Source organism: Yoonia sediminilitoris, from assembly GCF_003058085.1.
GTDB lineage: Bacteria > Pseudomonadota > Alphaproteobacteria > Rhodobacterales > Rhodobacteraceae > Yoonia > Yoonia sediminilitoris.
Map to the genome: position 1 here is coordinate 89,342 of NZ_QBUD01000013.1, position 15,396 is coordinate 104,737.

A 15,396-nucleotide genomic window follows, 5' to 3' on the forward strand; every position below is an offset into this window, starting at 1 on the left:
ATGACACGTATCCTTCCTGGCGTTATCGCCATGGCCGCCATTGTCGTGGCCTCGAACATTCTTGTGCAATTCCTGCTTCTTGACGGACTCTTGACGTGGGGGGCATTCACCTACCCGCTCGCCTTTCTTGTCACCGACATCATGAACCGGGTCTACGGCGCGCCCGCCGCGCGGCGTGTCGTACTGGCTGGCCTCGTCGTCGGAATCATCTGTTCGCTGATCGGGTCGCAGATCATGTTGCAAGGGGATGGTTTCACCTATCCTGCCGTCGCCGTGCGTGTCGCGCTTGCCTCGGCAACGGCTTTCCTTGTTGCGCAAATGCTGGACATTATCGTGTTTAACCGTCTGCGCGGCGGGTCATGGTGGACAGCGCCGCTGGGCAGTACGCTTGTCAGCTCAACCGTCGATACGCTTATCTTTTTCTCGATTGCCTTTGCAGCCGCGTTCAACGGCTTTGGCGCAAGTGCGGCAGAAGAGGTCATGTGGGCACAAGAGGCCGTGCCGTTTCTGAACTCCGGCCCTCTGGTGCCGCTGTGGGTGTCGCTGGCTGTTGCTGACTGGGGCGTGAAACTAAGCATCGCGCTCCTCGCTCTGGTTCCATTCCGCCTGATTGTTGGGCAGATGATGAACCGGGAAAATATTGCGGCATAGGGCGATATTTTTACTTGAAATATACCAAATCTATGCCACCTTCGATTCAGGTGAAACATTTGAAAGGAGGTGATCCAGTGCATCATGAGGTATTGGAGAAGTGTGTCGGGACAACTTATGGGGGTCACAGCTAGGGCAGCCCTTGGCTGAGAACACCATAAGGTGGGCAACCTAACCGACCCGCCTCCGTAATTCAGGAAGGGGCCATCCATCACCGGGTGGCCCTTTTTCTTGTGGAAATCTCCCTTGACCATTTGGCCCTATGCGCGATTTACGGTGTTAATTCGCCCAAGCCACGCGTATTTGCAGCAAGATGATGAAGATTAACGATCAGATCGAGATTGCAGATTGGGAACTGACCGAGAGTTTCACCCGCGCATCTGGCCCCGGTGGCCAGAACGTGAACAAGGTCTCTACCGCTGTCGAATTGCGGTTCGAGGCCGCCCGGTCACCCAACCTGCCAGACCGCGTCAAATCCCGCCTGAAGCGATTAGCCGGGCGACGCTGGACGGTGGACGGTGCAATCGTGCTGTTTGTTCAGGACACGCGCAGTCAGGCCCGCAATCGGGAAATAGCCAGGGAACGGCTCAGGGAATTGATCCTCAAAGCCTGCGAAAAGCCAAAGCGGCGGATCGCAACCAAGCCGACATACGGGTCGGTGAAACGGCGTCTGGCCGGTAAAAAGGCGCGGGCAGGCATCAAGGCACTGCGCGGCAAAGTAGACGATCAGGACTGACATGAAACTGCATATCCACAGCCATTTGGTCTATCGCCTAAAGCAGCCTTGCCCGCTGCTGCTGCAAATCGAAGTGTCCAACGCACAGGGGCAGGACGTGTGCCAGACCAATCTGGACGTGCAACATGCCACTGCCGTTCGGCAGCTTGACGATGAATCCGGTCAGGGAAGACGGGTCTGGATTGATGCAGCGGGGGATTTTACCTGTGAATACCATGCAACCGTTGCCATAACCCGGCCTGCCGTCGCGCTCTCATCATTGCAGCAATCCCCACTGACCAGCCTTGGTGCCGATGAAGTCAGATATCTGATGCCGTCCCGCTATTGTCATCCTGAACGTTTTTTCGACTTTACTGCCCAAAATTTCAGCGGTCTTCGTGGTGGCGCACGTATCGCGGCAATGTCTGCGTGGATCAAAGACAATATGCGCTACGATATTTTTGCAAGCAACGCCGGCACAGATGCTTTTGATACCTTCCAAAAAAGGGCCGGAGTCTGCCGGGATTTTGCCCATCTTTTGATTGCAATGTCGCGGGCTGTCTCGATCCCCGCACGCTTTGTCAGCTGTTATGGACCAAACGTCTCGCCACAGGATTTCCACGCCGTTACAGAGGTTTACCTGGACGGCGCATGGCATCTGGTGGACCCTACCGGAATGTCCGATGCACAGGACATTGCCCGAATCGGCGTCGGGCGTGATGCGGCGGATGTATCATTTCTCACATCCTTTGGCTGGGTCGATCTGGTCACACAGTCCGTTGCAGTGACTCAGGATTCGGCTTGAGTCTCAGGTTGAATGAATTAACCTTATAAGAATGGATGAAGAAAAACAGCATTTCGACGAGATGCACTCTGGCCAAACAGGCGTGCGTCTTCCCTACTCAGATTATCAGGCATGGTTCGGCAACGAAGACGCTGCCCGTCTGTCCAAGAAATCCAAGGAAGCCGAGGCGTTCTTTCGCCAAACCGGCATCACCTTCAATGTCTATGGTCAGGCTGCCGCGCAAGAGCGGTTGATCCCCTTTGACCTTGTCCCTCGGATTCTATCCAACCGTGAATGGACGAAGCTCTCGAAAGGGATCGAGCAACGTGTTCGCGCGATCAACGCCTTTTTGCATGACATCTACAACCGGCAGGAAATCCTGCGTGCGGGGCGTGTCCCTGTTGAACTGGTCGCCCAGAACGACGCGTTTTTGCCCCAGATGATGGGCATGTCACCGCCCGGAAATGTCTATACGCATATCGTCGGCACAGATGTTGTCCGCACTGGCGAAAACGATTTTTTTGTCCTCGAAGACAACGCGCGTACCCCGTCTGGCGTGTCCTACATGCTGGAAAACCGTGAAACGATGTTGCAGATGTTTCCGGAGCTTTTCCAGAAAATCAAAGTGAAGCCGGTCAGCAATTACCCCAAGAACCTGCGCCGGTCACTGGCGGCCTGCGCGCCAAGTTCCTGCCGCGGAAAACCAACCGTTGCTGTGTTGACACCCGGTATTTTCAACTCTGCCTATTTCGAACATTCGTTTCTGGCCGACCAGATGGGCGTGGAATTGGTCGAGGGCCATGACCTGCGCGTCGTTGACGGCCATATCGCGATGCGCACAACCCGCGGCTACAAGGTGATTGATGTGCTTTATCGCCGGGTCGATGATGATTTCCTTGACCCACTCAATTTCAACCCAGATTCGATGCTGGGTGTGCCAGGGATCATGGATGTCTACCGCGCGGGCAATATCACCATCGCCAATGCGCCCGGAACAGGGATAGCAGATGACAAGGCCATATATTCCTATATGCCTGATATCATTGAATTCTATACAGGCGAAGAAGCCATATTAAAGAACGTCCCGACCTACCGCTGTTCTGAGCCGGACAGTTTGCAGTATGTTTTGGATAATTTGGCAGAGCTGGTCGTGAAGGAAGTGCATGGATCAGGCGGCTACGGCATGCTGGTTGGCCCCGCCGCCAGCAAAAAGGAACTTAGCGCCTTTGCTGCCAAGCTTAAGCGCAAGCCCAGGAACTACATCGCCCAGCCGACGCTGTCGCTGTCAACCGTGCCGATCTTTACCAAAAAGGGGCTGGCACCGCGCCACGTTGATTTGCGGCCCTTCGCGCTGATGTCTCCGGGTGGCATCGACATCACCCCCGGCGGACTGACTCGCGTTGCGCTCAAGGCAGGGTCGCTTGTGGTGAACTCCAGCCAGGGCGGCGGCACCAAAGACACTTGGGTTCTGGAGGACTAGAAATGCTGGGAAAAACCGCAGGTGGCCTCTATTGGATGTTCCGCAATCTGGAACGTAGCGAAAACACGGCCCGATTGCTCGAGGCGGGATTCAGAATTGCACTGACCCGATCAAGCGATCCCGCGTCCGAATGGAAATCCGTCGTCACTACAGCAAGTGTGAGCAACGCCTTCGCGGCCAAGCATGACAGCTACACAGCTGAAACTGTCGTAGATTTTCTGCTGCGAGACAAAAGTAACCCATCAAGTGTGCTGTCGGTGATCGAAAGTGCCCGTACCAATGCACGCATGGTCCGCACTGACCTCACCACCGAAGTCTGGACCGCTGTCAATGATAACTGGATGGCCCTGTCTGATGCGTTCAAGCGGCCCATCAGGTTGACCGAACTGCCCAAAGTTCTGGGTCTGGTGCGTCAGCAAAGCGCGCTGGTGCGTGGTGCATTACACGGCACAATGTTGCGCAATGATGCTTACGATTTTGCCCAGATCGGCACGGCCATCGAACGTGCCGACAATACGGCCCGCATTCTTGATGTGAAATATTACACCTTGCTGCCGTCCGCCAGTTTCGTCGGCTCGCCACTAGACAATGTCCAGTGGGAAACGATCCTGCGATCAGTGTCGGCCCACCGGGCTTTTCGATGGCTCAACGATGATGACATGACCTCTGCCAACATCGCGGAATTTCTGATCTTGGATGCCCGTTTTCCCCGCTCTTTGGCTTTTTGCGCCAAGTCCGCGCTCGAAAACCTGGATTATCTGGCCAAGGACTACGGTGCCCGCAGCCCTTGCCACGATATGGCGCAGGCCCTGCGCCAAAAGCAGCGCGACCGCGATATCGCGTCCATCTTCGATTACGGGCTGCACGAATACATCAGTGATTTCATAAAAGAAAACAATGCACTGGGTCTGCAAATCGAACTTGACTACCGGTTCAACGGATAGGGGGGCGATGGCATGAAACTCACGATCACACACACAACGCGCTATTGCTATGACACGCCTGTGAATTACGGGTTGCAGCAGGTCCGCCTGACACCTGTCAGTGGCCCCATGCAAACTGTCCTTGACTGGAATATCGACATCGTCGGCGGCAACAGCGAACTACAATTCGCCGACCAACATAAAAATCAGACGCTGCTGGTACAAGCCGATCAAAACGCAACAGAGGTGATCTTCACCGCAAGCGGCACCGTTGATACGATTGATACTGCTGGCGTGCTTGGGAACGTCTACGGACCTGTCCCGCTTTGGCATTTCCGTCAACACACGGCGCGAACGACACCTGGTAAGGCGATCCGGGCGCTTGCGCGCGACCTGAACAACTCGGTCGATCTGCTCGCTGACCTGCACGCATTATCTGTATCTATTCTCAGCGCCGCCCCCTACAACACGACGTCCACCATCGCTGGCACAACAGCCGAAGAGGCGCTTCAACTGGGTGGCGGGGTTTGTCAGGATCACAGTCAGATATTCATTGCCGCAGCGCGCGCCGCCGGAATTCCCGCACGTTACGTCAGCGGCTATCTGATGATGGATGGCCGGGTGGATCAGGATGCCAGCCACGCCTGGGCAGAGGCGCACATCGACGGGCTTGGCTGGGTTGGCTTTGACGTGTCCAACGGGATATCGCCCGATGAACGCTATGTGCGCATCGCAGTAGGCCGCGATTCAAAGGAAGCGGCACCAATTTCCGGCATGCGTTTAGGAAATGCAAATGAATCGATGATTGTGTCGCTGCAAGTACAGCAGTAAATAGCGTACATGCCCAATGACGGGCGTTTATGAATTTGGACCCACCACATGACTTACTGTATCGGCCTTCGTTTGAACAAAGGTCTGGTCTTTATGTCTGACACCCGCACGAATGCCGGTGTCGACAATTTTTCGGTTACACGCAAGATGTTCACCTGGTCTGTGCCTGGCGAGCGTATGATCACCCTGATGACCGCTGGCAACCTTGCCACGACGCAAGCCGTGGTCGGGTTGCTTGAAGAGCGGTCAAAGACAACGCAAGAGCGTAACCCGACTATCCTTGAAGAACCGACAATGTTTCAGGTCGCCCGGCTTGTCGGATCCACCCTAAAAGAAGTGATCGCTGACAGCAGTGAAGTCGGGCAGGATGCAAGCTCCAAGTTTCGCGCATCGCTTATTGTGGGCGGCCAAATCAAGGACGGCAAGCCAACGCTGTTCCTGATCTACCCCGAGGGGAACTTTATCGAAGTCACTGAAGATTCTCCCTTTTTCCAGATTGGCGAAACGAAATACGGCAAGCCCATATTGGTCCGCGCCTATGATCCAGACATGAGCTTTGAAGATGCCGTGAAACTGCTCTTGGTCTCTTTTGACTCAACGATCAAAGCGAATCTATCAGTTGGCTTGCCACTTGATTTTTCAACCTATGAAACTGACAGCCTTGTTCCGTCTGACCTGATCCGCTTTGATGCGGATGATCCTTACTATCTGTCGATTTCAAACGGCTGGGGCGATGCGCTGCGCAAAGCCTTTCATTCGTTGCCATCCTACGCATTCGAAATGCCAGACGACAGCGTTTCGCGAAAAACCTGAATCACAGCTTTCCGGGAAACGCCGTGCAACGTTCATATGTTGTGGGCGTTTCGCCTTTATTTGATGCCTCAGGTCAAAGACGAAACGCTTTAGCCAACGGTCGCGTTTCGTCGTGCGCCCAAACAGACCCCTACAGGACCGCGCGCCACCGTCCGGAAATCTTCGGACAGACGGTCGATGGTTGCAAATACGGTCATAAATGAGTGGGCCAACCCGCGTTTACAGAGAATCAATAATTTTAGTCTAATTCTCTACGAAACGGCCCAGAAGGATGGAGCTTTCAGCGATGCAGACCCGTCACCAGTCCAGTATCTTTGATTACAGCATGTCATCACAACGGTTGGTCGTTGCGTTGCAGATAACGTCCAATGAGGCCGCGCGCGTTGTGTCATGCACTTTTGATGGCCGGAATTTTCAGAATAGCACCGTTTTCGACGAAGCTGCGACAATTGACGGAGTTTTCGCGGGCGATATTGCAAAGGCGTTTTGTGACTGCATTGCCGGGTTGGCGTATGAATCGCAGGTGATCGCTTTGCCAGATATCCGGATCGAGACTGAGGGCGTGACCTTGTCTGATCTGACCATCATTACGAAACAGGGCCTCTCCGGAACGCTGGATGTCGCACTCCGGTTTCGGCAATTTGTCGGCGGCTTCAGTCCATTGTTTACGGCGCAAACCGGCTTTGGTTCGAATCTGGATGATCACACCAGCCGTTTGTCGGCAGTTGTTCTGTCTGACCTCGCCATGCCCATCCTTAACCTTTGCGAGGCTTTGGATGAACCGCTGAACGACGCGGGCCCGTCCTTTGCCAGATTTGCGCAGACTCTCGCCAGACACTCCCATGAGGTGAAGCTTCAGATAGAACTTCTAAAGCGATTTGCAGCGCGTTCCGAAACAGGCAGCACCGCCCCGAACAGACAGCAGTCATTCGGCCATGGGGCGCTGAACATTGAAAAGGCCTATGAACTGGGATTGCTGGGCAAAGCACATTTTGCGGCCTGAACCGTTCAGGGCACCTGCGCGGCGGCCGGGCGTTTCTGCCAGTCCGTGATTTCCGGATAATACCGCGTGCGCCATGCGACGACCCGCGGATTCATCACCTTGCGCCACAAGGACGGTGACAAGGCCAGCATCGTCATCACCGGATAGCCAAATGGCAATTGCGGGGCCTCATCCTCGCCATAGGTTTGCAGCAGCGGATAGCGGCGGTCTGGCTTGTAATGATGGTCAGAATGCCGCTGCAAATTGATCAATAGCCAGTTTGACGCCCGATATGCCGCATTCCACGAGTGGCGCGGTTTGACATGTTCATACTTGCCCTCGCCCAGGTATTTGCGGGTCAGCCCGTAATGTTCGACATAGTTGACCAGTTCCAACTGAAAGACCGCCCAGAATGCCTGTGTGGCAAACAGGAAAACCCCCCACCAGCCCGCGATGAGGTATGCCAAAACGATAAATCCGCCCTGCAGCGCCCAGTAACGCCAAAACGGGTTTGACCAGTCCGTCCAGGGCTTGCGTTTGCGCGCCAACATTGCGGCTTCCGCCCGGAAGGCAGACACCCCGCATTCCCTGAGGACCCGCGCAAAGAACCGATAGAACCCTTCGCCATAGCGCGCCGTGACTGCATCGCGGGGTGTCCCCACATGTCGATGATGGACCAGCAGATGTTCAGAGCGGAAGTGCGAATAAAGAACGGACGCTAGCAGGATATCAGCCGCCCACCGCTCGATCTTTGGGCGTTGATGCATCAATTCGTGTGCGTAGGTAATCCCGATCGTGCCGGACAAAATTCCAAGCCCCGCAAACAGCGCCCATTGCTCGACCAGGTGCAAATGATCCGTTGTCGTCAAATAACGCATGATCCCAAAGACGGTCACAAGCTGTACCGGGACCCAGATCAGGGTAATCGCCTGATGCCAGAACAGGGTGCCGTCAGGCGCGTCCACGGCCGGGTTTTCGCAATCAAGACCAACAAGGAAATCCAGCCCCGTGAAAAGATACCAAGTCGATAACGGCAGCAGCAGCAAGGCCCAACCGCCATAGATCGCCGCCAGCATGGCAACCGGAACCAGCCCCAGCGACACCCAAAAAGGTGCTGGCGCCGCGACCCGTGCGCTGGTGTTGGTATCGTCCGAAATTGTCATCAATCTCGCCTTTGGTTCCAGCAGGGACCATACGGCCCCCTTTGCGCAGGCTCAATGACTGTCACCGCGTCACATCCGCCAGATCGTAGACTTTGCGCATGACGGTCGGCAGCGCCGCCGGACTGAAATCCTGCTGTGCAATAAAATAGCCGCGCTGCGGTTCAGCTTCTATCGGCAGGTCTGCATACATGATCGTCAGGCGCAGATGAAAATGCGTAAATGTATGGCGGGCCTCTGCCGCAAGCTTGATCCAATCCGCATCAAGTGGCGCGTCAGGTTGCGGGTTGTCATCCCACGCCGATCCCGGCCAGCCCAGCATCCCGCCCAACAACCCGGTTTCAGGCCGGGTTTCCAACAGCCATGCGCCATCTGCCCTGCGCCCGACATAAGCGATTCCTAACCGGGTTGGCGTTTTCTTCTTTGGCGTTTTCTTTGGCAAATCAGGGGCCGAGCCTGCCTTGCGCCCATCGCAAGAATCACGCCAAGGGCAAATCCCGCAGGCGGGATTTCGCGGCGTGCAGATCGTGGCACCAAGATCCATAACCGCCTGCGCATAGTCGCCGGGGCGTTGCATGGGTGTCAGGTCTTTTGCGCAAGCGGTCAATTCCGCCTTGGCACCGGGCAATGGCTTGTGAATATCATGCAGGCGGGCCATGACTCGCTCGACGTTGCCATCAACAACTGTCGCTGGTTGGTCAAAGGCAATCGCAGAAATCGCGGCGGCGGTGTATGGGCCGATACCCGGCAAGCCCAACAAAGCATCGTAGTCATCCGGGAACACCCCACCGTGTTCAGTCACAACGACGCGGGCGCATTTCAAAAGGTTGCGAGCCCTTGCATAATAGCCCAGCCCCGCCCACGCCGCCATGACGGCCGCGTCTTCTGCCGCAGCCAGATCCATAACCGTCGGCCAAAGCGCCATGAATTTGCGGTGATAATCACGTACCGCTGCCACAGTGGTCTGCTGCAACATCACTTCGGACAGCCAGACCGCATAGGGGTCGGGCAACACGCCCGCCTTGCGATCCGCAGGTGATGTGCGCCAAGGCATAGCCCGCGCGTTATGGTCGTACCATTCCAGCAAGGATGCACTGAGTTCACGCAATCTTTATAGTTCCTTCATCGTTGAGTCTCTGGCTTGGCGCAGCCCGCTACATAGATTAGAGCTTAGATATGAAACAGCCATACCGCGCCAGCACCACAAAGGGATTTTCCCGCGCTGCAAGCCTGATGCAAACCCGCATCCGCAAGGCCAGCGAAGAGCGTGGTTTTGCAGTATCCAGGCTGTTGACCCACTGGCCCGAGGTTGTCGGCGACGCGATCGCAAAAATCGCAACACCGGTCAAAGTGACCTATGGCAAAGGCGGAATGGGGGCGACTCTCACGCTGCTGACGACAGGCGCGCAAGCGCCCATGCTTGAGATGCAAAAGGAACAGGTCCGCGAAAAAGTGAACGCCTGCTATGGCTATAACGCCATATCGCGCGTGCGTATCACGCAGACCGCCCCCACAGGGTTTGCCGACGGGCGGGCCGCTTTTGCCCCTGCGCCCAAAATCGAAAAGCGCGCGGACCCTACCAAGCTGAATGCGGCCATGGAATTGTCTGCCCCGATCAAAGACGACGCATTGCGCAGCGCACTTGCGGCACTTGGTGCAAATGTCCTATCAAAAACAAAATCCTAATCAGAGGTTTATCATGGAACGCAGAACACTCCTTGCTGCTGGCGGCGGCGCAATTCTAGCTCTGGGCGGCGGGTTCCTGCTGTCCCGTCCCGACCCCGAAACAGGTCTTTTGCCCGGTGCGGCAAACGCGCAAACCAGCGATGGTGCCCTACCCGACGTGATGGAAATGGTAGCGGGGAACCCGGACGCGACTGTTGAAGTCACCGAATATGCGTCATTCACCTGCCCGCATTGTGCGTCTTTTCATGCCAACCAGTATCAGCAGATCAAGGCGAACTACATCGACACCGGCAAGATCAAATTCGTCTACCGCGAGGTTTATTTTGATCGCCCCGGTCTGTGGGCATCAATGATTGCACGCTGCCCGAATACAACAGAGTTTTTCTTTGGCATGGCAGAACTTTTGTACGAAAAGCAGAAAACATGGCTGGCAAGCGGCGATCCGGGCACGATTGTCGAGGACTTGCGCACACTTGCCAAGACAGCCGGTCTCGATGATGCGGCACTTGATGCCTGCCTTAGTGATGGACCAAAGGCTGAAAGCCTGTTTACTTGGTATCAGGCCAATGCGGAACGCGACAGTATCTCTTCGACGCCCAGCTTTCTGATCAACGGCGAGAAATACAGCAATATGGGCTATGACGAGTTCGCGTCCGTTCTGGACGAAAAAATCGGCTAGAGCCCGAGGCGAGAAAGGGCATCGTCAAGCGGTGCCCAATCCGCCAATTCAAGCCGGACCGGCAAGGTCAACACCTTGCCGCGAAAGGCTTCTGGCAACCGGACCGCATCTTTTTCGGTTGTCACCAACTGCGCCTTTTTCTGCATTGCATCCCGCTCAAGCCGTTTCATCAAGGCGGGCGTCAGCGGTTGATGGTCCCCCAGCGCATGGGTTTGTACCACCTGTGCGCCCATGTCGCGCAGGGTCACAAAGAACTTTTCAGGATTGCCGATCCCGGCAAAGGCCAGCAAATTCAGGTCCCGCCACGGCATGCCGGTCGGCAAAGGTGCCAGATGTCCATGCAGCAAAGGCGCTGCATCGGGCCAGCGTGCCGCAAATGCGTCTTGTGCAGCGGGTGGTCCGATGGCCAGCACCAGATCGGCCCGCGCAAGCCCCACGCTGACAGGTTCACGCAATGGCCCTGCGGGCAGCACCTTGCCATTCCCGAAACCGCGCAACGCGTCGACAACAACGAGGGAAAGGTCCTTGGCCACCGTCGGATTCTGGAACCCGTCATCCAACACGATCGCTTCCGCGCCAGCACCGACCGCCAGCTGCACGCCTGCGGCCCTGTCTTTGGCAACCCACGTGGGCGCAAAGGCGGCAAGCAGGAGCGGCTCATCCCCGACATCATCTGCCGTATGCATCGACGGATCGACACGCACAGGACCTTCAAGGCGCCCGCCATAGCCTCGGCTGACAACATGCGGTTGCTTGCCCCGGTCTTGTAGGCGCGCAACAAGTGCGATCGCCGTCGGCGTCTTGCCAGTGCCGCCTGCGTTGATATTGCCGATACAGATCACGGGAACTTGCGCCTTATAGCCCGGCTGGCGCAACCGAAGCGCTGTCAAGACGGCATAGAGCGCACCCAAAGGTGCCAAGAGCACAGCTTGCCAACTGCGTGGCTGAAACCAGAAATCAGGGGCACGCATCTATAGTCCCAACTCTTCTGTCCGGCGCTGGATAATGCGCACAATCCGGTTCGTCACATCAGCCCCTCGCGATGTCACATCCCATGCCGCATGGGCCAGTGTCGCCACCTTGTCCGTCGCCAAAAGCTCTTCAACCAAGGGGCCAAGGTCGGACCCCGACCGGATCAGGTGGGACGCACCAGCCGCATTCAAACGACCCGCATGCTTTTGAAAAGGGGTCACCTGTGGGCCGTAAAGCACGGCGGACCCAAGTGCCGCCGGTTCAAACGGGTCCCGACAGCCTCCGCCTTGCAAGGTGCCCCCGATATATGTGACAGGGGAAATCCGATACCACAGGCCAAGTTCGTCCTCTATGTCATCGACATAGACCTGTGTCAGCTCATCGGGGTCCGGTTCTTCAGACCGCAATGTGGTGTAGAAACCGTTTTCCTGCATGTGGGCCGCAAATTCAAAGGCGTCGATTGGATCGCGTGGTACGATGATCAAAAGAAGCCTGTGCGCACGGTGACTTGCGAATTTATGTGCCTTGCAGATATCGGCAATTTCGCTCTCGGGCACCGCGACCGCCAGCCAGACAGGGCGTGTGCCAACGGCCTTTGCCAGACTTTGCCGATCTTTATCCTCGCAAGGAAGCGGCGGCGCGCAATCTTCCATCGGGCCGGTCACGCGCACAACCTCTTGCGGGGTGCCCGCCCGGATCAACCCTTCGGCGGCGGTTTGATCAAGCGTCAGGACCGCTTCGAACTGGGACAATAGCGACCGCATCGCGCCGGGCACCCAACTGCCTGCCACCTGCTCCAACCCTTCCGCTGTTGCATCGACGAAAAGGCTGGGCAAATCGGCTTCGCGCCATTCATCAAGCAGGATGGGATCAAGATCACCACGGACCCAGATTCCCATGACGGGGTTCCAATGATCCATAAACAGGCGAATATTGTCGCGTCCTCTGGGTTCGGGAAGTGCCCGGTCTGACAAAGATTTTTCCCATTTAGGCAAAGTTGCGATCACTTGCACAGGATCGCCGTCTTCGGTCAGTTTGCGATTAAGCGTCTCGATGGCGGTCAGTTGGTCGGGATGGCAACAGCGCGCCCAAATGACTGCCCCAAAGGGACGCGGCGGCTGTTTTGCCAATGTATCGCTGCTGACCTGTCCACCCAGCCCAGCCAAATAGGCCGCAATGGAAAGTGACCGTGCCATCGGGTATTTTTAGCTGCCCAGTTCTTCGGTTGAAGACGCTTCTGCCTCTTCGTCGCGCAACCGGTGGATGTGGGCGATGAAATAGCGCATATGGGCATTGTCGACAGTCCTCTGCGCCGCATTCTTCCATGCGTCATAGGCGGCCTGATAGTTGGGGTACATGCCAACCACATCTATCGCGTCTACGTCCTTGAAAGCGTTCTTGGTCGGATCAATCAGCTCTCCGCCAAAAACGAGGTGCAAGCGTTGGGTCATGGGAGATCCTTTTGGTTTGAGGACGTTCGGGCCAACATTAGGGGGTTGTCGGCTGCGGCTCAAGCCGTTGAATAAGTGCCCTGTGTAACTGCGCGCCAGCAGCCATCACACCGGGGACTTGCGGGTGTTGGTTGTTGAACTGCAAGGCATTGCCATGCTGGTCGGATACGGTTGCGCCCGCTTCGGTCGCAATCAGCGCACCTGCCGCGATGTCCCATTCCCAACTGGGACGCAAAGTCATCATGCCATCGAAACGGCCCTGCCCCACCAGACACAAGCGATACGCGAGCGAGGATCGAAAAGCCCGTTTGATCGGCGGAACTGCACCCCCCTGCCAATGATGCGGCAAGAAATTCGGCTTTGTCCCCAGAACCGTCGCATTGTTCATCCCGGCCTGTGTCGACGCAATCGGCACACCATTGGCCGTCGCACCACCGCCCAGAGATGCCGCAAACATCAAATCGCGCACGGGCAGATAAACTGCAGCAGCAATGACCCGGCCATTTTCCACAACGCCCAGCGCATGCGACCAGTCTTTGCCGCCCTCAATGAACGCGCGGGTCCCGTCAATCGGATCAACAACCAACTGCCGCCGCGTGTCCAGCCGCGCGTCTGTATCTTCGCTTTCTTCGGACAGCCAGCCGTAATCGGGGCGCGCTGCGCGCAATTCGGCGGCAAGCATCGCGTTGACGGCAAGGTCCGCTTCGGTCACGGGACCGGCCCCACCCGGCTTGTGGGTCACATCAGGGTTGTTCTTGAAATAACGCATCGCAATTGCCCCGGCTTCGCGAGCAGCGGCAACCAGCAGCGCCTCGTCAGTCACCGGCAAGCGTCAACCCCTCAACCAAAAGCGACGGCACCACATGCGTAAGATGGGGACGCGCATCATTGGCGGGAACCAGTGTCATCATCATGTCGCGCAGGTTGCCCGCCACGGTGCATCCGCTCACCGGATAGGTGATTTCACCATTCTCGACCCAAAAGCCTGCCGCGCCGCGCGAATAGTCGCCGGTATTGGGATTGATCGTCGAGCCGATCATTGATGTCACCAGCAGGCCCGTACCCATCTGTTTAACCAGATCATCGCGACTTTGCGCGCCTTGGGTCAGCGCAATGTTTGACAGGCTCGGGTGCGGCGGCGCGCCGGTGCTGGCGACCGCGTTTGCGGTACTTTCCATGCCCAACTGCCGCGCGGTCGCGAGATCCAGCGTCCATCCCGTCAACACCCCGCCATCGACGATCGCACGCCGCTTGGTTGCCAGCCCTTCCGCATCTACCATCCGCGAGCCTGACACGCGGCGACGGTGCGGGTCTTCAATGATGCTCAGCCCCTTGGGCAGCACCTGTTCACCCAACTTGTCGCGCAACCAGCCCGCGCCACGCACAATCGTGCGCCCGTTGATCGTTGCCAGCAAACTGCCAATCAGGCTGCCCGCAATGCGCTCATCAAACAGCACAGGGTAACTCCCGGTCTTGGGGCGCTTTGCGTTCATGCGCTCAACGGCACGCGCCGCTGCAACAGTTCCGATATCCTCTGCATCCCGCAAATCGGCCTGAAAAATACGGCTATCATAGTCATAGTCGCGCTCCATCCCGGTTCCGTGCCCACTGATAGCCACACAGGACAAGCCACGATCAGAGCGTGTGACGCCCCGCGAAAACCCGTTGCTGGCTGCAAAATGCATGCGGCGGCGGCTGTAGCCTGCCGACGCTGACTGCACCTGTGTCACATCCTTGTTGCGTAGGGCGGCGGCCTCTGCGCGCATGGCATCATCTTGCAGGGCGGCTGGGTCCGGTTCTTCGGTCGGGTCACAAAGTTCGAGCGATGACGCATCCACTTGCGGCGCCAACTGGTCGGGGTCGGCCAAACCGATATAGGGGTCTTCGGGGGCCTCTTTGGCCATCGCGACCGCCCGCTCGGCCATCTGGCGCAAAGTGTCCGGCTTGGTATCAGAGGATGAAACGCAGGCCTGCCGCTGCCCGATCAGCACCCGCAGACCCACGTCCGTGCCTTCGGACCGGTCCGCTTTTTCCAGAGCACCTGTGCGGACATCGATAGAAATCGAAGTCCCGTCTACAGCCACCGCAGAGGCTGCATCAGCCCCGGCATGTTTGGCGACCACCAAGAGCTGCTGTGTCAGATCAGACAGGGATTGCGTCATGAACTCTCCTTTTTTGCTGTCGTGGACGTAATGCCGACACGTGGCCACTGCAAGAGAACCAGTCAAAAGAAAGCGGCACGCGAGCCGCCTCGCGTGCCGCAATCACC

17 protein-coding genes are annotated in these 15,396 nt (G+C 57.0%); 10 read left to right on the plus strand and 7 right to left on the minus strand.

All coding sequences use genetic code 11. From position 1 onward, the window contains the following. From C8N45_RS18655 to C8N45_RS18690, 8 genes are all read left to right on the plus strand, one after another. Positions 1 to 651 (plus strand): queuosine precursor transporter, encoded by a 651-nt coding sequence (locus C8N45_RS18655; RefSeq protein WP_108387762.1) that lies wholly within the window; start codon positions 1 to 3, stop codon positions 649 to 651. A gap of 313 nt (positions 652 to 964) precedes the next feature. Then, positions 965 to 1,387 (plus strand): alternative ribosome rescue aminoacyl-tRNA hydrolase ArfB, encoded by a 423-nt coding sequence (gene arfB / locus C8N45_RS18660; RefSeq protein WP_108387763.1) that lies wholly within the window; start codon positions 965 to 967, stop codon positions 1,385 to 1,387. Position 1,388: 1 nt separating this feature from the next. Next, positions 1,389 to 2,171 (plus strand): transglutaminase-like domain-containing protein, encoded by a 783-nt coding sequence (locus C8N45_RS18665; RefSeq protein WP_108387764.1) that lies wholly within the window; start codon positions 1,389 to 1,391, stop codon positions 2,169 to 2,171. 31 nt (positions 2,172 to 2,202) lie between these two features. Next, entirely contained in the window at positions 2,203 to 3,630 is a 1,428-nt protein-coding gene (locus C8N45_RS18670) for a circularly permuted type 2 ATP-grasp protein (RefSeq protein WP_108387765.1), read from the plus strand. Positions 3,631 to 3,632: 2 nt separating this feature from the next. After that, positions 3,633 to 4,574, plus strand: a complete 942-nt coding sequence (locus tag C8N45_RS18675) for an alpha-E domain-containing protein (RefSeq protein WP_108387766.1) — start codon at positions 3,633 to 3,635, stop codon at positions 4,572 to 4,574. Between the two features lie 12 nt (positions 4,575 to 4,586). After that, positions 4,587 to 5,384: a transglutaminase family protein gene (locus tag C8N45_RS18680; protein WP_108387767.1), complete on the plus strand. Its 798-nt coding sequence runs from the start codon at positions 4,587 to 4,589 to the stop codon at positions 5,382 to 5,384. Positions 5,385 to 5,432: 48 nt separating this feature from the next. Beyond that, the gene (locus C8N45_RS18685; protein WP_108387768.1) at positions 5,433 to 6,197 is read left to right on the plus strand and encodes a proteasome-type protease; all 765 of its coding nucleotides are present in this window, start codon (positions 5,433 to 5,435) and stop codon (positions 6,195 to 6,197) included. 286 nt (positions 6,198 to 6,483) lie between these two features. Then, positions 6,484 to 7,200 (plus strand): hypothetical protein, encoded by a 717-nt coding sequence (locus C8N45_RS18690; RefSeq protein WP_133176010.1) that lies wholly within the window; start codon positions 6,484 to 6,486, stop codon positions 7,198 to 7,200. Between the two features lie 5 nt (positions 7,201 to 7,205). On the opposite strand, the gene C8N45_RS18695 is transcribed toward C8N45_RS18690, so the two are convergent. Continuing rightward, positions 7,206 to 8,342: an alkane 1-monooxygenase gene (locus C8N45_RS18695; RefSeq protein WP_108387771.1), complete on the minus strand. Its 1,137-nt coding sequence runs from the start codon at positions 8,340 to 8,342 to the stop codon at positions 7,206 to 7,208. 61 nt (positions 8,343 to 8,403) lie between these two features. Further along, the gene (gene mutY / locus C8N45_RS18700) at positions 8,404 to 9,447 is read right to left on the minus strand and encodes an A/G-specific adenine glycosylase (protein WP_108387773.1); all 1,044 of its coding nucleotides are present in this window, start codon (positions 9,445 to 9,447) and stop codon (positions 8,404 to 8,406) included. A gap of 68 nt (positions 9,448 to 9,515) precedes the next feature. Here mutY and C8N45_RS18705 point away from each other — a divergent pair, with 68 nt between their 5' ends. Both C8N45_RS18705 and C8N45_RS18710 read left to right on the plus strand, forming a co-directional pair. After that, positions 9,516 to 10,025, plus strand: coding sequence for a DUF721 domain-containing protein (locus C8N45_RS18705; RefSeq protein WP_108387775.1), 510 nt, complete (start codon positions 9,516 to 9,518; stop codon positions 10,023 to 10,025). Positions 10,026 to 10,038: 13 nt separating this feature from the next. Further along, entirely contained in the window at positions 10,039 to 10,704 is a 666-nt protein-coding gene (locus tag C8N45_RS18710) for a DsbA family protein (RefSeq protein ID WP_108387777.1), read from the plus strand. On the opposite strand, the gene lpxK is transcribed toward C8N45_RS18710, so the two are convergent. From lpxK to C8N45_RS18735, 5 genes are read right to left on the minus strand one after another with little or no spacing between them, the layout of a single operon-like run. Continuing rightward, a complete protein-coding gene (gene lpxK / locus C8N45_RS18715; RefSeq protein WP_108387779.1) occupies positions 10,701 to 11,675 on the minus strand; it encodes a tetraacyldisaccharide 4'-kinase in 975 nt (324 codons plus the stop codon). The genes C8N45_RS18710 and lpxK overlap by 4 nt on opposite strands. Next, a complete protein-coding gene (locus C8N45_RS18720) occupies positions 11,676 to 12,872 on the minus strand; it encodes a 3-deoxy-D-manno-octulosonic acid transferase (protein WP_108387781.1) in 1,197 nt (398 codons plus the stop codon). It abuts the gene before it with no gap. A gap of 9 nt (positions 12,873 to 12,881) precedes the next feature. Next, positions 12,882 to 13,127, minus strand: coding sequence for a DUF4170 domain-containing protein (locus C8N45_RS18725; RefSeq protein ID WP_108387783.1), 246 nt, complete (start codon positions 13,125 to 13,127; stop codon positions 12,882 to 12,884). Between the two features lie 37 nt (positions 13,128 to 13,164). Further along, positions 13,165 to 13,956 carry an inositol monophosphatase family protein gene (locus C8N45_RS18730; protein WP_108387785.1) on the minus strand — a complete coding sequence of 264 codons (792 nt, stop codon included), beginning with the start codon at positions 13,954 to 13,956 and terminating at the stop codon, positions 13,165 to 13,167. Continuing rightward, the gene (locus C8N45_RS18735) at positions 13,943 to 15,289 is read right to left on the minus strand and encodes a TldD/PmbA family protein (RefSeq protein WP_108387787.1); all 1,347 of its coding nucleotides are present in this window, start codon (positions 15,287 to 15,289) and stop codon (positions 13,943 to 13,945) included. Before C8N45_RS18735 ends, C8N45_RS18730 begins: the two co-directional genes overlap by 14 nt. Between the last annotated feature and the right edge of the window lie 107 nt (positions 15,290 to 15,396).